The 16,011-nt window shown below is 72.5% G+C and carries 27 protein-coding genes and 1 tRNA gene; 22 read left to right on the plus strand and 6 right to left on the minus strand.

Annotated features, from left to right (window positions below; genetic code table 11):
- Positions 1–40: 40 nt before the first annotated feature.
- Together VSR01_RS10500 and VSR01_RS10505 are read right to left on the minus strand one after the other, a co-directional pair.
- Positions 41–796, minus strand: a complete 756-nt coding sequence (locus tag VSR01_RS10500; RefSeq protein ID WP_326448985.1) for a bestrophin-like domain — start codon at positions 794–796, stop codon at positions 41–43.
- 21 nt (positions 797–817) lie between these two features.
- On the minus strand, positions 818–1,012 hold the full coding sequence (locus VSR01_RS10505; RefSeq protein ID WP_326448986.1) for a hypothetical protein: 195 nt from the start codon (positions 1,010–1,012) through the stop codon (positions 818–820).
- A 994-nt stretch (positions 1,013–2,006) separates the two neighbouring features.
- Here VSR01_RS10505 and VSR01_RS10510 point away from each other — a divergent pair.
- Both VSR01_RS10510 and VSR01_RS10515 read left to right on the plus strand, forming a co-directional pair.
- Complete coding sequence (locus tag VSR01_RS10510) at positions 2,007–2,576, plus strand: TetR family transcriptional regulator (RefSeq protein WP_326448987.1); 570 nt, start codon at positions 2,007–2,009, stop codon at positions 2,574–2,576.
- A 104-nt stretch (positions 2,577–2,680) separates the two neighbouring features.
- On the plus strand, positions 2,681–3,913 hold the full coding sequence (locus VSR01_RS10515; protein WP_326448988.1) for an NADP-dependent oxidoreductase: 1,233 nt from the start codon (positions 2,681–2,683) through the stop codon (positions 3,911–3,913).
- Here the strand turns inward: VSR01_RS10515 and VSR01_RS10520 are convergent.
- From VSR01_RS10520 to VSR01_RS10535, 4 genes are all read right to left on the minus strand, one after another.
- Positions 3,835–4,278, minus strand: a complete 444-nt coding sequence (locus VSR01_RS10520) for a VOC family protein (RefSeq protein WP_326448989.1) — start codon at positions 4,276–4,278, stop codon at positions 3,835–3,837. The two genes, VSR01_RS10515 and VSR01_RS10520, sit on opposite strands and share 79 nt — an antisense overlap.
- Before the next feature lie 473 nt (positions 4,279–4,751).
- Positions 4,752–4,822 (minus strand) — tRNA-Val (locus VSR01_RS10525).
- 29 nt (positions 4,823–4,851) lie between these two features.
- Complete coding sequence (locus tag VSR01_RS10530; protein ID WP_326448990.1) at positions 4,852–6,234, minus strand: tyrosine-type recombinase/integrase; 1,383 nt, start codon at positions 6,232–6,234, stop codon at positions 4,852–4,854.
- 416 nt (positions 6,235–6,650) lie between these two features.
- Complete coding sequence (locus VSR01_RS10535) at positions 6,651–7,019, minus strand: helix-turn-helix domain-containing protein (RefSeq protein WP_326448991.1); 369 nt, start codon at positions 7,017–7,019, stop codon at positions 6,651–6,653.
- A 257-nt stretch (positions 7,020–7,276) separates the two neighbouring features.
- Between VSR01_RS10535 and VSR01_RS10540 the strand changes: the two genes are divergently transcribed.
- From VSR01_RS10540 to VSR01_RS10635, 20 genes are all read left to right on the plus strand, one after another.
- On the plus strand, positions 7,277–7,603 hold the full coding sequence (locus VSR01_RS10540) for an XRE family transcriptional regulator (RefSeq protein WP_326448992.1): 327 nt from the start codon (positions 7,277–7,279) through the stop codon (positions 7,601–7,603).
- Complete coding sequence (locus VSR01_RS10545; RefSeq protein WP_326448993.1) at positions 7,587–7,841, plus strand: hypothetical protein; 255 nt, start codon at positions 7,587–7,589, stop codon at positions 7,839–7,841. The genes VSR01_RS10540 and VSR01_RS10545 overlap by 17 nt, the downstream gene beginning before the upstream one ends.
- A 103-nt stretch (positions 7,842–7,944) precedes the next feature.
- Entirely contained in the window at positions 7,945–8,298 is a 354-nt protein-coding gene (locus tag VSR01_RS10550; protein ID WP_326448994.1) for a hypothetical protein, read from the plus strand.
- On the plus strand, positions 8,295–9,020 hold the full coding sequence (locus tag VSR01_RS10555) for a hypothetical protein (RefSeq protein ID WP_326448995.1): 726 nt from the start codon (positions 8,295–8,297) through the stop codon (positions 9,018–9,020). The genes VSR01_RS10550 and VSR01_RS10555 overlap by 4 nt, the downstream gene beginning before the upstream one ends.
- A 48-nt stretch (positions 9,021–9,068) precedes the next feature.
- On the plus strand, positions 9,069–9,326 hold the full coding sequence (locus VSR01_RS10560; RefSeq protein ID WP_326448996.1) for a hypothetical protein: 258 nt from the start codon (positions 9,069–9,071) through the stop codon (positions 9,324–9,326).
- On the plus strand, positions 9,326–9,559 hold the full coding sequence (locus VSR01_RS10565) for a hypothetical protein (RefSeq protein ID WP_326448997.1): 234 nt from the start codon (positions 9,326–9,328) through the stop codon (positions 9,557–9,559). The genes VSR01_RS10560 and VSR01_RS10565 overlap by 1 nt, the downstream gene beginning before the upstream one ends.
- A gap of 103 nt (positions 9,560–9,662) precedes the next feature.
- Positions 9,663–10,160: a hypothetical protein gene (locus VSR01_RS10570; protein ID WP_326448998.1), complete on the plus strand. Its 498-nt coding sequence runs from the start codon at positions 9,663–9,665 to the stop codon at positions 10,158–10,160.
- Positions 10,157–10,552, plus strand: a complete 396-nt coding sequence (locus tag VSR01_RS10575; protein WP_326448999.1) for a hypothetical protein — start codon at positions 10,157–10,159, stop codon at positions 10,550–10,552. The genes VSR01_RS10570 and VSR01_RS10575 overlap by 4 nt, the downstream gene beginning before the upstream one ends.
- On the plus strand, positions 10,549–11,136 hold the full coding sequence (locus VSR01_RS10580; RefSeq protein ID WP_326449000.1) for a hypothetical protein: 588 nt from the start codon (positions 10,549–10,551) through the stop codon (positions 11,134–11,136). The genes VSR01_RS10575 and VSR01_RS10580 overlap by 4 nt, the downstream gene beginning before the upstream one ends.
- A complete protein-coding gene (locus VSR01_RS10585) occupies positions 11,129–11,362 on the plus strand; it encodes a hypothetical protein (protein ID WP_326449001.1) in 234 nt (77 codons plus the stop codon). Before VSR01_RS10580 ends, VSR01_RS10585 begins: the two co-directional genes overlap by 8 nt.
- Positions 11,359–12,060, plus strand: a complete 702-nt coding sequence (locus tag VSR01_RS10590) for a lambda-exonuclease family protein (RefSeq protein ID WP_326449002.1) — start codon at positions 11,359–11,361, stop codon at positions 12,058–12,060. The genes VSR01_RS10585 and VSR01_RS10590 overlap by 4 nt, the downstream gene beginning before the upstream one ends.
- Positions 11,997–12,410, plus strand: coding sequence for a hypothetical protein (locus VSR01_RS10595; RefSeq protein ID WP_326449003.1), 414 nt, complete (start codon positions 11,997–11,999; stop codon positions 12,408–12,410). Before VSR01_RS10590 ends, VSR01_RS10595 begins: the two co-directional genes overlap by 64 nt.
- Positions 12,407–13,219, plus strand: a complete 813-nt coding sequence (locus VSR01_RS10600) for a hypothetical protein (RefSeq protein ID WP_326449004.1) — start codon at positions 12,407–12,409, stop codon at positions 13,217–13,219. Before VSR01_RS10595 ends, VSR01_RS10600 begins: the two co-directional genes overlap by 4 nt.
- On the plus strand, positions 13,216–14,040 hold the full coding sequence (locus VSR01_RS10605) for an exonuclease domain-containing protein (RefSeq protein ID WP_326449005.1): 825 nt from the start codon (positions 13,216–13,218) through the stop codon (positions 14,038–14,040). Before VSR01_RS10600 ends, VSR01_RS10605 begins: the two co-directional genes overlap by 4 nt.
- Positions 14,037–14,339, plus strand: coding sequence for a hypothetical protein (locus VSR01_RS10610; protein ID WP_326449006.1), 303 nt, complete (start codon positions 14,037–14,039; stop codon positions 14,337–14,339). Before VSR01_RS10605 ends, VSR01_RS10610 begins: the two co-directional genes overlap by 4 nt.
- A complete protein-coding gene (locus tag VSR01_RS10615; RefSeq protein ID WP_326449007.1) occupies positions 14,336–14,587 on the plus strand; it encodes a hypothetical protein in 252 nt (83 codons plus the stop codon). The genes VSR01_RS10610 and VSR01_RS10615 overlap by 4 nt, the downstream gene beginning before the upstream one ends.
- The gene (locus VSR01_RS10620) at positions 14,580–14,876 is read left to right on the plus strand and encodes a hypothetical protein (RefSeq protein ID WP_326449008.1); all 297 of its coding nucleotides are present in this window, start codon (positions 14,580–14,582) and stop codon (positions 14,874–14,876) included. The genes VSR01_RS10615 and VSR01_RS10620 overlap by 8 nt, the downstream gene beginning before the upstream one ends.
- Positions 14,873–15,469: a RusA family crossover junction endodeoxyribonuclease gene (locus tag VSR01_RS10625; protein WP_326449009.1), complete on the plus strand. Its 597-nt coding sequence runs from the start codon at positions 14,873–14,875 to the stop codon at positions 15,467–15,469. Before VSR01_RS10620 ends, VSR01_RS10625 begins: the two co-directional genes overlap by 4 nt.
- Complete coding sequence (locus VSR01_RS10630) at positions 15,466–15,681, plus strand: hypothetical protein (RefSeq protein ID WP_326449010.1); 216 nt, start codon at positions 15,466–15,468, stop codon at positions 15,679–15,681. The genes VSR01_RS10625 and VSR01_RS10630 overlap by 4 nt, the downstream gene beginning before the upstream one ends.
- Complete coding sequence (locus VSR01_RS10635; protein ID WP_326449011.1) at positions 15,678–15,923, plus strand: hypothetical protein; 246 nt, start codon at positions 15,678–15,680, stop codon at positions 15,921–15,923. Before VSR01_RS10630 ends, VSR01_RS10635 begins: the two co-directional genes overlap by 4 nt.
- Positions 15,924–16,011: the final 88 nt, after the last annotated feature.

The raw sequence follows: 16,011 nt of genomic DNA on the forward strand, positions 1-16,011 counted from the left end.
GTCGTGCCCGGGCGTCGTGCTGGGGCGTCGCGCGCGGGCCTCAGCGCCGCAGCATGTCCCGGAAGACGTCCGGGGAGACGGCCAGGCCGCCGCCGAAGGGGGCGTCCAAGTCCCAGATCAGGAACAGCAGGAACGCGATCAGCGCGCTGAACAACCCGGCCAGCAGCAGTTCCTTCGGCGAGCGCCTGATCTGCAGGGTGAAGATCAGCCCGACCGTCACCAGCGCGCCGCTGATCAACCCGAACCACACCACGCCCGGCATCGTCGAGCCCGCGCTCTGGCCGCGCGAGGTGCGCGCCTGGTCGGCAGCGGCGACCTCGTCCACCACCGGCTGGTACGCCTGCGCGGCGAGGTCGGTCTTCGGCGCGAACTGCGTCACGTCGGTGCGCACCCGGTCCAGCAGCGCGTCCCCCTGCGGGGCGAGCGAGCCGTGGTGCTTCATGTACGGCCACTCGTGGTCCGCCACGAAGCGCGTGTACGCGTCGACGTCCGCGCGCACCTTGTCCCGTACCGGCTCCGGGTACACCTGCACGCGCGCCTTGATCTCGTGCAGCGCCTGGGCCTCGGCCTGCGCGTCGGACTGCGCCTGGCCGCTGGCCTCCCACACCCCGGCGATCGCCAGGCCCAGCACGATCGCGTAGACCACTCCGATCATCATGACCATGTACTCGATGACGTCCGGCGTCTGCGTCGGGTCGTCGTCCTCGGAGATGCGGCGCTGCCTGAGCACCACCACGGCGATCACCACGGCGCACACCGAGGCCATCGCGATCACCAGTGCCAGCCACTGTGACATGTCTGAAGTCCCCCTGCCCTGCTAGGTGTTCCGTCGATACGTGCCCGAGCCGGGCCGCAGCACCGCGACGGCGAGGAGGGCGGGCACGGTGGTCAGCAGCATCGTGACGGTCAGCGCGCGGTGGTGCGTCGCGGGCGGTGTCGCCGCTGCGGGTTTGCGCACCGGCCACCGCACGGCGGCGGGCGCGGTGGGTGGAGCCGGCGGCGAGGTCGTCACGCTGGGCGTGGGAGTCGGCGTCGGCGTGGGGCTCGGCCGCGGGTGCGCGGTCGGGGCCGGGCGCGGCGTCGGCGCGGGCGCGGGCGGCGCGGGCGCGGGCCGTGCGGTGTGTGTCGGGCGCGGTGTCGGACGCGCGCTCGGGCTGTGCGTCGGTGTCGGAGTCGGTGTTGGGGTCGGGGTACGGGTGGCGGTCGGGGTGGGCGTAGGTGTCGGTGTAGGCGTCGGTGTGGGGCACGGCCAGTGGTGGGGCCGGTGCCAGGGCCACCCGCCGTGGCACCAACGCCCGTGCCCCGGCGGCCATGTCGGCCACGCCGGCGGCCGATCCCGATGCCCGGGTCCATGCCCGGGTCCATGGTCGGGCGCGTGCCCGGGTGGGTGCCCGTGCCCGGGGCGGTGCCCCGGCGGAACCGGCTCGTGCCCGGAGGCCGGTACGGCGGTCGGCGACAGCGCCGGGGCCGGGGCCGGCGCGGCCGACACGACCGGCGCGGACGCGGCCGGCGCGGACGGCACGGTCGGCGCGGACGCGGCCGGGACGGACGCGGCCGGGACGGACGCGGCGCTGTCGCCCGCCGTCTGCGGAGGGCCGGAAGGCCCGCAGCGGGCCCCCGGCGACGGATGACGCGGCGGACAGGGCGCCCGGCCGGCGGCCGAAGCCGCCGCGCCCAACCCCCATAAGCCCGCCGCGAGGACGATGACGATCAGCACGGCCCCCACGGGCCCGTGCCTCCCCCACGAAATGCTCACCCGATCATCGTCAGTACCCCGGAGCCCGCCGACCCGCCCCCGCCCCCTCATTCCCCCGAACGAGTGCCCCCGCCCCCAAACCCCCCGGGCTCGCATCCGCATCCCGCCGCCGCGGCGACAACTGACCGCGGCCCGAACCTCGGGGCCGTCTCCGGCCAGACCCATGTCGTGCCGCACGCCCCCACCTGCGGTCATCCTGACCCGACGTACGATGTCTCGCAGTGCCATCAAGGTCGGGGCGGAGGATCACGTGGCTCGATGGGAACCTGACGCACAGGCGCGCCTGCAGAACGCGGCGCTGGAACTGGTCGCCCGGCAGGGATTCGAGCGGACGACGGCAGCGGAGATCGCGGAGGCCGTCGGACTGAATCGCCGGACCTTCTTCCGGCACTTCCCCGACAAGAGAGATGTCTTCTTCGCCGGTCAGGACCGGATCGAGGCCGATCTGGTCGCCGGGGTGACCGAGGCGCCCCCCGGCGAGTCACCGATGGGGCTCGTCGGGCTGGCCCTCGCCCGCGCGGCCGACACCTTCGCGCGTCTGCCGAGAGAGCAGGTGCGGGCGCGCCAGGCGATCATCGACGCGGAGCCGGCGCTGCAGGAGCGGGAGCGCCAGAAGTTCGCCGCCCTCGCCCGCAGTGTCGGCGACGCGATGCGGGAGCGGGGCGTCGCCGCCCTCGCGGCCACCCTCGCGGCCGAGTCCGGCGTCCTGGTCTTCAGGACGGCGTTCACGCAGTGGCTGACCGACGGCGAGTCGCGGTCCCTGCCGCTGATCATCGCCGAGACGGCGGCCGCGCTACGCGCACTCAACGTCGCACCCTAATGATGTCTCTCAGAGACATTAATCACGCCGACAGTGATGTTCAGGGCGCCCTCCTGCCGCTATCTTCATGTCACCCAGAGACATCAACAGTGGAGGACGGCGACATGAAGCGCATCCAGTACCACGAGTACGGCGGCCCCGACGTCATGCGGCTGGAGGAGTTCCAGCCGGCTCGGCCCGGCAAGGGCGACGTCCTGGTCCGGGTCAAAGCGGCGGCCGTCAACCCCATGGACATCGGCATCCGGCGGGGCAGGCTGAAGATGGTCACCGGCCGCACGTTCCCTCGGGCGCTCGGGCACGACTTCGCGGGCATCGTCGAGGAGGTCGGCGACGGTGTCACCCAGGTCCGCCCCGGTGACGAGGTCATCGGGGCGGCGGGCCTCAAGGCGGCCGGGGCGTTCGCCGAGATGGTTCTCGTCGAGGAGAAGTCGGTCGTGCGGAAGCCGAAGAACCTGTCATGGGACGAGGCCGCCGCACTCCCGACGCCCGCCATCACCGCGTATCTGGCGCTGACCAAGAAAGGCCGGCTGAAGGCCGGGCAGTCCGTCTTCGTCGCCGGCGCGCTGGGCGCGGTCGGCCGGTCGGCCGTCCAACTCGCCATGATGATGGGCGCCTCGGTCGGCGGCAGCTGCCGTGCCACCGCCGTTCAGGAGGCTCACGACCTCGGGCTCTCCCCGATCGTCGAGTTCGACTTCGACGCGAGCCGCTACGCCCGGCGGTTCGACGTCATCCTCGACACCTCCGGCCAGTTGCCGCTCACCTCGGCCAAGACGATGGTGAAGCGCGGCGGCCACATCGTCGACATCCAGCCCGCGCCGGCGAAATTCGTGCGCGCCGCCCTGCCGGGGCCCTACGAGGTGCTGGTCGCCAACCCGGACCGGGCCGACGTCGAGCAGATGGTGCGGGCCGCCGAACAGGGAGTCCTTCGGATTCCCATCGCCTGCGTGGTGCCGCTCGACAGCGCGATCCCGGCCCTGGCGGAGTTCGAGCGCCGCACCGGCCCCAAAGGCGGCAAACTCATCATCACCCCCGAGCCGGCCCGGAGCGTCGGCCTCCGATCCGCAGCGCGATCCGATCCCCCGATTGCTCCGCGCGCGCCAGAGCAGCGTCCGCGCTTCCCGGGTGTCGAGCGCGGCCAGACCGACCGCGGCCCAGTCCCGCAACGAAGCGTCGCCACTGTCCAACTGCGCCGCCAGCAGCGGGAGCGCGCGCGGACGCCGCCGCCGACGCCGGGGGGCCTTGACGCGGCCTCGGGGGCTCACGCCAGTTCTTCGGCGAGGCCGACCACGATGCCCTCGGGGCCGCGGACGTACGCGAGCAGGAAGATGTCCTCGTAGCGCACGATCTCGCCGACGAGCTCCGCGCCCTGGTTCGCGCGCAACCGGGCGACGGTGTCCTCGATGTCGTCGACGGCGAACATCATGCGGCGGATGCCCAGGGTGTTCGCCGGCGCGTCCCGCGGCTCGGCGCGGACCGCCCGCGGGCGGTGGAACCGGGCCAGCTCCACCCGCCCGGGCCCGCCGGGGACCCGCAGCATCGCCACGTCCTGCCGCACGTCCCGCAGCCCGATGACCCGCTCGGCCCCGGTCCACTCCAGCGGCCCCCGGTTCTCCAACTCCAGCCCGATCTCCACGAAGAACGCGATGACCGCGTCGAGGTCCTCCACGACGACGAGGACGTTGTCCATCCGCTTGACCGCCACCGCGGGCCTCCGAATCCGTACCGCGCCACGACCACCCGACGCCGCGCCCGCCAACCCCCGTCTGCGCTGCGGCTCCTGACGGCGCCGCACCGCACCCGACACCGGCTGCCCGCCGCGCAGGGCGAGACTACCGCGAAGATCCCCCTCCCGTTCGCCGCAGTCCTCCTCGGCCTCGGCTCCTCGTCCCCGCGCCGGCGATGCCGCAGCCGGCGCGGCGGGGGCGGGCGGGCACTCGGTCGGTGGTACGGGGGGCTGCCCCTGCGCCGGGGCGTCGGCGGACGGGTGTGGGGCCGGGCCGGGGCTGCTGGCGTCGGGGTGGCGTGATCGTTCGGGAGGCGGGCGGGGGGGTCGCGTCGGCGGCCCAGGGGTCGGAGGGGTCCGAACAGACGTTCCCGGGGGGCCGGGGAATACGAACGGCCAGGCCGAGGGAAGTGCTCCGGCCCGGCCTGCGGATGGTCCGGCTGCCTGCGGGGTGGGCGTGGACGGTTTCGAACCGCCGACATCCGCCTTGTAAGGGCGGAAGATTCCCTGCCCTGGCGACGCCGAGCCTAGCCGAGCGTAACCGAGTGCAGGTCAGAGGGCGGACGCCGCATCACCATCGGAAGTTCCGAGACTAGCCGAGTCCCGCCGAGGGGGGCGTGTGGATTCATCGTGGACTCCGTGGACTACACGCAGCCTGCGCACGCCAGCCAGCGCGTCCCTGGCGGCCGCCAGGGACGCGTCCGAGGTGTGCGTGTAGTTCCAGGTGACCCGGCTCCCCCGCTCCTGCCCGAGGAACGCCTGCACGTCCACCTCCGGGACGCCGGCCTCGTGCAGCCGCGACGCGACGGCATGCCGGTAGTCATGCACCCGCGGCCACCATTCGGTCCTGCCGGTCTCCGGATTTTTGATCTTGCGTGCGATACCGGCAGCCTGGATCGCCGGGATCCAGACCCTCCGGAAGTTGTTCCTGCTCAGCACGCTGTCGAGAGTCGCGACCGTACCGTCCTTCTGGCGCCGCTGCTCACCAGCCAGCGGGCCGCGGAAGAGCAGCTCCTCCGGGTGCATTCCGTCCTCGATCGCCGACCGGGTGGTGGCCGGCGCGAGGCGCTCGATCATGATGTCGTACGCCTCCAGCGCCTTCGGCGTCAGCGGGACGGACCGGAGCGCGGCTGCGGACTTCGGGATGATCTGCCGTCGGAGCACCCCGTCGTCGTCGATGACCACCTCCCTCACATAGGCGAGCGCAGCGTCCCGGTCCACGTTGCAGCGGCGCATCGCGGTGTACTCGCCCCACCGCATTCCGGTCTCCTGCGCCCAGTCGACCAGGGGCCGGTACCAGCTTGGGAGCGCCTCGCGGACGAGGGCGTACTGCTTCTCGGTGGGCGGTCGCAGGTCGTCGGGGTGCTTGGGGACGGCGATCGCGGTGACGCGGACCTCGGCGGCCGGGTTGAAGGGGATGCGGCGGTTGTCGCGGACGGCGTCGGCCAGCATCGCGCGCAACAGTTCCAGAACCTTGCGCTGGGACTCGTGCCCCTTCACATCCTGGGTGAGCCAGGACTGGATCGCCATGTGCTCCAGGGCGTTGAGCGGGACGTCGCGCCACTTGGGAGCGATGTGCGCGTTCCAGTTGGACTCCTTGCGGTTGCGCGTGCGGATGCGGCCGCCCTGGGATGGCCACCACAGGTCCCACCAGGCGCCGAGGGTGATCTCGCCGCGCTTGGGGTCGTGGTAGGTCCGTGACCGTACGGCGGTTCGCACGGAGTCCAGGAAGGCGATCGCTTCGCCGCGGGTGCGGAAGTTCTTCGCGCGCTGCTTGCCGGCGGGGTCGCGGTAGCGGGCCTGCCAGCTGCCGGTGCAGTCGCGGCGCGGGCGGCGCTCGCCGTACTGGTCTGGCGGGTACTCGGTCAGGCACGCCGTGCAGCCGCAGTTCTTCGAGCGGATCTGGCGTGGGTTGTTGGCGGCTCTAGGCGCCATAGCGGGTCTCCTCTGCGGTCCTCTGCGCGGGGATGAGCCCTTTGAGGGTGAGGGGCTCTCCGCACCAGCAGAGTGGGGTCCCGTTGAGCGTGGGCAGGTGGAGTTCGGCCACAACTGCTGCGACTGCACGGAGAGTTAGGGCGGGGTGGAGACCGGCCGGGATGGTGATGGTGCCGGTGTCGGGGTCGTATACGCGTGTGACGCGAGTAGACGATTGGACGCGCATGCACATAGGCACCCCCGTGGGCAGGCCGAACCTGACGGTTTTCGGGCTGCGGGGGAGAACGCGGCCAGGTGTTTGACCGTACCCCTGATCGGTGGAATGTGCAGCAACAATGTTGCCCTCGGCTAAGGTTTTCTCACCGAGGGTCACGAGCCCTTCGGTGTACGACTCGCGAGGGTCGTCCAGGGTTGTACTACTGGCCGGTGCGGTTCCGCTCAGCAACGGCGCGGGCTTGAACTTCCAGCATCTGCTGCTGCTCTGCGGTGAGTTCGCGGAAGTAGGTGAGGAGCCTTGCTTCGGCGTCCTCGTCGAGGCTCCCGGGCGCCTGCCGGCCGACGGCGGCGAAGATGCGCGCTTCGGTGAACTTCGGGTAGGCGGCGGCCAGCTTGCGTAGGGCGTCGGCTCGGGGGCCTCGCTGTCCTCCACGCTCGCCGGAGGTCCACTTGTACACGGTGCTGGTGTGGACGCCGATGGCGCGGGAGATCTCGGACTCGTTGACGCCGTACTCCTTCATGAGGGCGGCCATCAACTGCACGAAGGTCTCGTCACGCTCATTGGTCACAGGGCAAGGGTGCCCGGCGTCTTCTACTTTACGCAAGGAAAAGTAGAAGCGTGGCGCGATCTGTGTTCACGCTGCTACGCGGTGGCGTGCGCCCGCGTGCTCTCCCCGCAGCGATACGAGTGCTTGTTCGAATTCGACGCTAGCCGCTACGTCTCCACTCGGCAAGTCTCGGAGAGTCCGTTGACAGAAGTTCGACTTAGACAGTAGAAGTGTCGAAGACGGCCGGAGCCACTGGCCGAGAACCACACGGGGCCCACATGACCCACCTGTTCCGCAAGGGCGACGGCCAGCCGATCCGCGACGCAATGACCGCGGCCGGCCTGTCCGGACCCCAACTCGCCGAGGCCACCAAGGAGGTCGACCCCGACGGCAAGGGCATCAGCCCGGCAGCCGTCGGCGCGATCACCGGACGGGGCAGCAGCGCGCAGGACAGGTGCAGGCTCCGGAGTGCATGGCTGATCGCCGACGCGCTCGACGCGGCAGGCGCGGATGCCCCCCTCCAGCGTCTTTTCAGCCGCTTTCCCATGCCCAAAGATTCGACTTCGACAGTAGAAAGGTCAAGGTCTGATGCCCACGAAGGCTGAGCGCGCCGTGCCCCTCCCGGCCGGCCTCGTGCCGCTGCTGAGCCAGCCCGAGCTGGAGACGTACTACGGCGTGTCCGACTGGACCGTCATCCAGTGGATCAAGGCGGGGATGCCCGTCGAGCCGATGCGACCCGCGCGGCCCGTCGCTCCGGGCGAGAGGCCGCAGCGCCAGGTGCGGAAGTTCGACCTGGCCAAGGTCCAGGCGTGGCACGCCGAGCAGCTGCCCGCGTCCGCCTGATCCCCCACTTCCCCGCGTGGTGCGGGGCCGCTCGGTCCTTCCCAGTCGCGAGCGACCCCCGGCATCACGCCTCGATCAACAACCCGAAGGAGAGGCGAGAGCCTTGAACACGAATCGTAGCCCGCAGACGGGGCCGGCCACCGCGCTGGCCCAGCTGCTGAGCGAGCACCCGGAGCTGCCCCCGATCCGCTGGAGCCTTTGCCCCGACGGATTGCTGATGGGCTCCGCGATGCGCCTGGAGACGGACGCCCGGCCGGTGATGGCGGAGTTCGTGGCGGTGCTGGGCGGCGCGCCGGTGGAGGCGACGTCCTCGTCGGTGCAGGGCGACCTGATTTTCTCGTCGTGGCTGCACACGACGTGGCGGGATGTGCCGTTGTCGGTGACGCTCGGGTGCGCGGCGGAGTTGGCGTCGGCTCCGGTGGGTCTGCCGGTGGCGTGGTCGGCGGGTGCGGCGTGAGCGCCCCGCTGAGCCCGGAGCGGCTGGCGGAGATCCGTGACCGTCACGCCGCGGCCGAACTCGGTGCCTTGTACCCGGCCCCGGAGCCGTTCGCTGCGCCGGGCACGATCCGGGCGACGATCGGCGGGGTCCCGCTGACGGTCGCGGTGATGGACTTCCGCGGTTGGAAGGCCGAGGAGAACCGGCAGTTCGTTCTCCGTGCTCACGAGGATGTGCGTGAGCTGCTGGCCGAGGTCGAGCGGTTGACCGCGCAGGTCGACGCGGTGCGGGCGTTCGCCACGAGCCACGAGTACCGGTGGCTGCACGACCTCCTCGACGGTGTCGCCGTGCTGGACGCCCAGGCCGAGGCGGAGTTCGCCGTCGAGGCCGGGCACGCCCCGGGCCGGGTGCTGCCGTGGCTGGCGGACCTGGACCCGGGTGACGTGCAGGACCTCGCGTCCGCTCTGGCCACCGCGACGGTCGGGTGGCAGCGGGAGCCGGAGATCGTGCTGGCTCGGGTGGAGTGGGCTCTTGAGGAGATCCGGGCTCGGGTCGCGGACGGCGGTGAGCCGCCGGTGGTGGCCTACCGGTCCCCCCAGTCCGGTGCCCTGTACTGCGTCCCCTGCCACGCCGGAGACATCTACACCCCGGTGACGCCCGAGGACCTGCCGGACGGTGGCCTGTGCGCCGCCTGCGACGCGGACGTGCTCATCACGCCCGCCGAGGCGGGTGAGTCGCGGTGAGCCCGTGGATGCCGGGGCCGCAGGGCCCGGCGGACGGCGGTGACGGCGATGAGTGACCTCGCCGTGCGCGTCGTACTCGCGCTGCTGCTCGCCACCGCGCTGCTTGGGATGCTCGTGTACCTGGTCGCGCCGTGGGCCCGCCGCCGCGCCGCCGCCGTCCGGGCCCGCCTGACCGAGCTGCGCGCGACGGAGCCGCAGCGCCCGGACCCGCGCGAGCTGGCCGCGGGCGCGGCCCGGCTCACCGCCGCCGCGCACGGCCGGCACGCCGCCCGCATCCCCCACCAGCGCACCCACGGTGGTGCGTGATGACCACCACCCTCTTCGTCGTCACCGTCGCCGAATCGCCGAACGCGGCCGCCGCCTCGCTCGACGCGGCCAAGGCGCACGCCGTGGCGCATGAGACGCGGTACAGCAGCCCGGAGCTGCGATGGGACGAGTACCGCCCCGGCGTGTGGCGGCTGATGTCCCGCTACGACGGCTTCCGCCGCTTCTCGTGGTCGCAGGTCGCGGTGCACGCGGTGCCGGAGGTGACCGCGTGATGCACGCCCTCACCACCGTCGCGGTGCTCGCCGCGTACCTCGCCGCCGTCTGCCTCGGCACCGCCCTCACCACCGGCCACCACCTCCCCACCAAGGACCACTCATGAAGCTCACCCTGTTCCGGCGGCGCCGGATCGACCCTGCGGAGCTGCCGCCCGTGTCCGAGGCGTCCGTGCCCGGGCCGATGCACTCCGGGCTGGTGGCCGACGTGCCGGCCGCCCGCCTGACGCCCGGGCCCGTGCGCGCCGCCGACCTGCCGGCTGCCGCGCACCTGGCCGGTGCCGAGGGGCTGGCCACGGCGATGGCGGACGCGGCCGCGACCGCGCCGCTCACCCGGCCCGTGGCCAAGCCGGGCCCGCCGCCGGTGACGCGGTCGACGTTCCGCGTCACGTTCGACGGGCGCGTCCCGGACCTGACCGCCCACCAGATCACTCGCGTGGAGCTGGAGACGGCCGTCGAGCGGCACGTCAGGCCGTACTTCACGGGGCTGGTGGAGGTCGTGATCGACCAGCAGATGCCGTTCGTCCTGCTCCGCGCGGGAGACCGGACCGTGTGCCGAGGCACGTTCGTGGTGCTGCCGACGGGCGGTGGTCTCCGGTGAAGAACCTCACCATCGGCATCACGCCGGCCGCCGTCGGCCGCCCGGCCCGGCTGCGCGCGGACCAGATCCGCCGCGACACCCTCACGATGCTCGCCGCGGCCCTCGCCGAGGACGCGGACAACTCGCTGCGCAACGCGCTCGACGAGCTGATCGACGCGGCCAAGCAGGACGCGCCCGCCGAGGACATCAGCCTGTTGGTGCAGGACATCGAGGACCTGGCCGACATGGGCCAGGCCGCGATGAACCTGACGGCGGCCGAGGTCGGGCAGTTGGCGGCGGAGGCGTGGCAGGCGCTGCCTGTCGCGCCCGCGGACTCGCCGACGGCGCCGCAGCCGCGGCCGGACTGGGTCCGGTTCACCGAGCCGACGCAGCAGAGTCGGAGGGCGTCATGAGCGCCGCCGACCACCTCCAGGAGGCGATCCTCGCCGGCTGCACCCGCGACGACCACGACCATGTGGCGGACCACCGGTCCGAGGTGCTGCGCGAGGCCGGAGGCGTGGCCGACCGGCTCATCGCCACCGTCCAACGCACCGACCCCGAGGCGTTCGCCAGGGTGGACGCGTACCGCAACTACAGCGACGAACTGCACGCGATGGCCGATGGGAAGGACACCGGCGGCGCCGCCCAGGCGCTCGCGGGCGAGTTCACCCCGGCCACGCACACCGACTGGGTCGCATCCCACGACAGCGACGGCATCGCCTTCGGCCGCTACACCAACCGCGCCGCCGCCATGGACCACATCCACCACCTCATCGGCAGCGAGGAGCACGCCTCCGCCGAGGCGATCCAACTGCGGGTGATCTGGCGGGCGGACGACCCGCACGGCCCGGAGGATGCGCCTACCGCGTGGGAGTGCTGGCTGCTCGACGACGACATGGCGGACGACAATCCGACCGGCTACGTCGTCACCCCTGTCGAGGTGGCCGCGGTGTACGTCCCGCAGGCATCCATCGAGGCCGGTGGGTCGCGTGGCTGACGTCCTCACCCGCCGCGAGCACCTCGCCGCCGCCATACAGCACATGCCCACCCCGATCCGGACCGAGGACCTCGCCGCCGCCAACGCGGCCGCCGGTTTCTCGGGCCACCGGAACACCGCGCGGAAGGACGCCCGCGCGCTGTGCCGCCGCGGCGTGCTGACCGCGGTGCCCGGCCCCGGCAACCGCACCTGCACCCGCACCACGAGCACGGAGGTGCCGTCTTGAGCACCACGACCACGGCCGGGGCACCCGCCCCGGCCGGCGGCCGCCGCGTCACCCCCACCGGCCGCCTCGTCCTCCACCACGACACCCCGCGCGAGGCGTGGCTCGACGCCCGCCGCGCAGGCATCGGCAGCAGCGACCTGCCCGCCGTCATGCAGCTCTCCGGCTTCAAGACCCCGCTGCACGTCTACTACGACAAGCGCGGCCAACTCCCCCACGACGACTCCTGGTCCGAGGCCGCGCACTTCGGCACGATCCTCGAAGAGCCCCTCGCCCGAGACTGGGCGCGCCGCAATCGCACCGTCGTCGCCCCGGTCGGCCTCATCGCCAACCAGGACGACTCCTGGCAGATGTGCACCCTCGACCGGCTGTGCACCGAGTGCCCGCTCGACCGGTCGCAACGCGCCCTGTGCGCCGTCGAGGTGAAGACGAGGAATGCCTTCGTCGCCCAGCTGTGGCGCGAGGGCCCGCCCGACGACGTCCTCGCCCAGGTCCTGTGGCAGATCCTCGTCACCGGCCTGGACCACATCCACGTCGTCTGTCTCATCGGCGGCCAGGACTACAGGCAGTACACCGTCCGCCGCGAGGAGCACATCAGGCTCGTCGCGTACATCAACGCCGAGGCCAACCGGCTGTGGTGGGAGCACATCGTGCCCGGCCGGCCCCGGCGACCACCGGGCAGGAGCCGCCGGACGCGCTGATCGAGCTGTACGGCCGGCTGCACCCCGACCGGTCCGGCGAGGTGGTCCTGGACCGCGACCTGGACACGCAGGACGCGATGGCCGACTACCTCGCGGCCGTCGCGGAGAAGGCCGCGGCGGAGAAGCGCCGCAAGGCCGCGCAGGCCCGGCTGGTGGCCGCGCTCGGCAAGGCGCAGATGGCGGTCGTCCAGGACAAGCCGTTCTTCTCCATCGAGCAGTCCCACAAGCGGACGCCCGACCTGGCCCGCCTCGCCGAGGAGTTCCCCGAGGCGTACCGCGCGTGCGTGGCCGACGTGCCGCACGACCGCATCGCCATCCCCACCTACGTGCGCAAGGAGTACGCCGCATGACGTCCCTGACCGAACGCGCCGAGCGCGCCGCGGCCGACCCCCAGCCCGCCGCGCCGCCGATCCAGCACTACCAGGCGCCCGAGCCCGGTGCCGAGCTGGACCTGACCGACCTGCCCGCCGTCGCCAACGACGACTACCCGATGCCCGAGCTGGTGCCCGTTCACATCGCCTGGCTCCGGGTCCGCCGCGACGTGAGGTCGGTCGGCAAGAACGACGAGCACCGCGAGAAGAACCAGTCGGGCCGCGAGTACGTGAAGTACAAGTTCCGCGGCGTCGAGTCCGCGCTGAACGCCTTCGGCCCGGCCACGCTGCGGCACGGCGTGAACATCGTCGCCGTCGACATGCAGACCTCCTACCGCGACACCCAGTCCTCCCGCGGCAGCAAGATGCGCGAGTGCACGGTCCTGGTGACCTGGCAGATCATCGGCCCAATGGGCGACAGCATGCCGCTGGGGAAGTCGGCAGGCGAGTCGCTGGACTCCGGCGACAAGGGCACCGCGAAGGCCCAGTCGCTGGCGCTGCGGGCGCTGCTGTTCAACACCGGCCTGGTCCCCACCGGGGAACCGGAGCCGGAGGCGGTGGACGTCGAGCGCGGCGACGCGCCGGTCCGCTCGCCGCAGTCGTACCGCGACGAGATCGTGGACCCGAAGACGTCGCCGGGCCGTCTGGAGCAGATCAGCTACGAGCTGCGGAGCGCCGGGATGCTGCACGTCCTGGTCGTCAACGAGGTCGGCGACGAGGAGACCCTCGACGCGCTGGGGCTGCGGCACTACAACGAGCGCACCGCGCCGCGGGGTGATGCCTCGTGAGCTGGCACCTCAGCCCGATGTGCGCCTTCGACACCGAGACCACCGGCGTCGACACCGAGACCGACCGCATCGTGTCCGCCGCCGTCATCCCCATGGACCCCGCCGCCGGCCGCGCCGACATCACCGAGTGGCTCGCCGACCCCGGCATCGACATTCCCGCCGAGGCGACCGCCGTCCACGGCATCAGCACCGCGTACGCCCGGGCGCACGGCCGCCCCGCCAAGGACGTCGTCACCGAGGTGATCGCGGCGCTGTCCGCCGCGGTGGAGGCCGGGGTCCCGCTCGTCGGCCACAACATCTGCTACGACCTCACGATCACCGACCGCGAGGCCCGCCGGCACCTCGGCCTCGGCCTGTACGAGGCGCTGGGCGGCGAGCCGCTCGTCATCGACACCATGGTCCTGGACCGGCGCACCGCGCCCTTCCGGCGCCGGGTCTCCGAGGACCAGGGCCCGTACCAGATGCGGACCACCGCCGAGACGTACGGCCTCGGCTGGGACGTGGACGCCGCGCACGGCGCCGCCTACGACGCGCTGATGTCCGGCCGGGTCGCCTGGCACATGGGCCGTATCGCCCACCAGCCGCGCGCCGAGCGCCCGGTGTGGGTCCAGCAGCTGCGGCCCGGGTTCCACGACCGGCTGCGCGACCTGTCGCTGGACGAACTGCACCAGCGGCAGATCCTGTGGGCCCAGCTGGACGCGGAGAACTACCAGAAGTGGCTCCGGGACCCGGTCAAGGCGAAGGACAAGCACGACCCGGAGGCCGTCATAGACGGGACGTGGCCGCTGCGCCCGGTGCCGGAGGCGGTGAGCGCGCCGTGACCCGACTGCGCGAACGCAACGCGGACCTGGAAGCCCGCAACACCGCCCACGCCACACGGATCGAGCAGCTGGAGAGCAACCTCACCGCCGCCCGCAGCCGCGCCACGGCCGCCGAGGCCGCGCTCCGTGACGCACAGCGCCGGATCCGGGCACTGGAGGCCGAGCGCCTGGCCCAGGCCGACATCATCCGCCGCCGCAACGACGACCTGACGCTGCTGCGCAGCGTGTTGCGCGAACTCGTCGCCGCGGCCCAGCCGGTGCCGGACACCGGCACGCCTGGCGTGGAGGTGACCCGGTGACCCACGAGACCACCGCGCTCCTCGGCGCGTCCCTCGGCCTCGGCGGCACCGCCCTGGCCGTCGTCTCCCGCTACTGGCCCCGCCCCCGCACCGGCCCGGCCCCGCTGGCCGTGGTGGTCATGGCCTACCGGCACTGCCCCATCGAGTCGCGCACCCGCCCCGTGATCATCCACGCCGACGGCACGGCCACGTGCGGCGACTGCCACACCCTCATCCCCGCGGACACCGAGGAGGTGCCCCGTGCCTGACCTCACCGACGCCGAACTCGACCAGCTCATCGACGCCATCGGCCTCAAGCGCCCGCGCGGCGGCAGCAAGCGCAAGCCGATCGCGCACGGCGAGTTGCGCGGCGCCAGGCAGCACCGGTACCGCAAGGAGCCACTGTGCGAGGCGTGCCGCAGGGCCGAGAACGAGTACCAGCGGAACAAGCCCAAGAGCCCGCGCAAGGCCAGCTCGCAGCAGTACCTCACCGAGGAGGAGTGGCAGGCCAGGGTCGCGGCCCGCAAGGCCGCGAAGGCAGGGGGCGAGCAGCAGTGACCGCCCTGTTCCCCGTCGAGGACCTCGCGCCCGAGCCGGCGCCCTCCCTCATCACGTTCGACATCACCGCCTACGGCACCCCCGCCGGCCAGGGCCGCGTCTCCTTCTTCAAGGGCCGAGGCGTCCATTCCAACGCCGACAAGCTCAAGCCCTGGCGCAAGGCCATCTCCGAGGCCGCCCAGGAGGTCGCGGGCACCCACCCGTACACCGGGCCGCCCAAGCGCAAGGCCAAGCCTGGAGAGAAGGCGGAGAAGGTCCCGCCGCAGCCGTGCAAGGTGTGCGGCATCCTGCCGTCCGTCCACGGCCTGCTCACCGGTCCGCTCGGCATCGAGATCACCGTGTCCGTCGAGCAGTCCACGGCGGCCGCCAAGCGCGGCGACGTCTGGCCGGCCAACCGCACATCGTCCGACATCGACCACCACGCTCGCTCGGTCCTCGACGCGCTCACCACGGCGTCACTGTGGCGGGACGACGCCCAGGTTGTCGAGCTGTGCGCCCGCAAGGTGTGGGCCGGCGGGCTCGGCATCGATGCGCTCACTGAGCCCGGCGTGGTCATCCACGTCTGGCAGCTCGCCACGGCAGTGGCCCCATGACGCGCGAGGAGCAGGCCGCCGTGCTCGCCGAGGAGTTGCCCACGGGTCTCTTCGGCGGCGGCCGCCCCACGCCGGCCTATCCGCCGGTCCCGGCTGACCCGCGCGCAGCCGAGCACCGCGCCGACCTCCTGGCGGCGCTCGACGCCCACGATGCCGACCTGCGCCGCGCGCACCTGCGCCTGGTCGTCGACGCCGAGCAGGCCGTGTCATGACCGCCCGCACCGGCCGCCGACGCCGTGCGCCGTCCGTCCCGGAGTTCCACGAGGGCCAGCTCCTCGACTGGTGCGCGCCCTGGCACTGGGGTAACGGTCACGACCTGCCATGCCGGTACTGCGGCAAGGACGCCTGGTGCCGCGATTCCAAGGGCCACCCCGCCCACAAGGTCTGCGCGGAGAAGGCGCTGGCCGCGCAGTACGCCGAGGCGGTCGCCGAGTACGCGCGAGGCACTCTGTGACCGCCCGCCAGGAGGCGATCGCGGTGCCCCGCCGCGCAGTGTCGGTAGTGCGTACTACGGTACGTACTACGCGACCTGAGGCGGCGTC

Source organism: Actinacidiphila sp. DG2A-62, from assembly GCF_035825295.1.
In the GTDB taxonomy this organism is placed as follows: domain Bacteria; phylum Actinomycetota; class Actinomycetes; order Streptomycetales; family Streptomycetaceae; genus Actinacidiphila.

Coding starts and splice junctions, on each gene's coding strand:
- VSR01_RS10600 (WP_326449004.1), top strand. CDS start 12,407: ATGACGTCCCTGACCGAACGCGCCGAGCGCGCCGCGGCCGACCCCCAG.
- VSR01_RS10545 (WP_326448993.1), top strand. CDS start 7,587: ATGCCCACGAAGGCTGAGCGCGCCGTGCCCCTCCCGGCCGGCCTCGTG.
- VSR01_RS10530 (WP_326448990.1), bottom strand. CDS start 6,234: ATGGCGCCTAGAGCCGCCAACAACCCACGCCAGATCCGCTCGAAGAAC.
- VSR01_RS10540 (WP_326448992.1), top strand. CDS start 7,277: ATGACCCACCTGTTCCGCAAGGGCGACGGCCAGCCGATCCGCGACGCA.
- VSR01_RS10500 (WP_326448985.1), bottom strand. CDS start 796: ATGTCACAGTGGCTGGCACTGGTGATCGCGATGGCCTCGGTGTGCGCC.
- VSR01_RS10560 (WP_326448996.1), top strand. CDS start 9,069: ATGAGTGACCTCGCCGTGCGCGTCGTACTCGCGCTGCTGCTCGCCACC.
- VSR01_RS10580 (WP_326449000.1), top strand. CDS start 10,549: ATGAGCGCCGCCGACCACCTCCAGGAGGCGATCCTCGCCGGCTGCACC.
- VSR01_RS10570 (WP_326448998.1), top strand. CDS start 9,663: ATGAAGCTCACCCTGTTCCGGCGGCGCCGGATCGACCCTGCGGAGCTG.
- VSR01_RS10630 (WP_326449010.1), top strand. CDS start 15,466: ATGACGCGCGAGGAGCAGGCCGCCGTGCTCGCCGAGGAGTTGCCCACG.
- VSR01_RS10635 (WP_326449011.1), top strand. CDS start 15,678: ATGACCGCCCGCACCGGCCGCCGACGCCGTGCGCCGTCCGTCCCGGAG.
- VSR01_RS10515 (WP_326448988.1), top strand. CDS start 2,681: ATGAAGCGCATCCAGTACCACGAGTACGGCGGCCCCGACGTCATGCGG.
- VSR01_RS10565 (WP_326448997.1), top strand. CDS start 9,326: ATGACCACCACCCTCTTCGTCGTCACCGTCGCCGAATCGCCGAACGCG.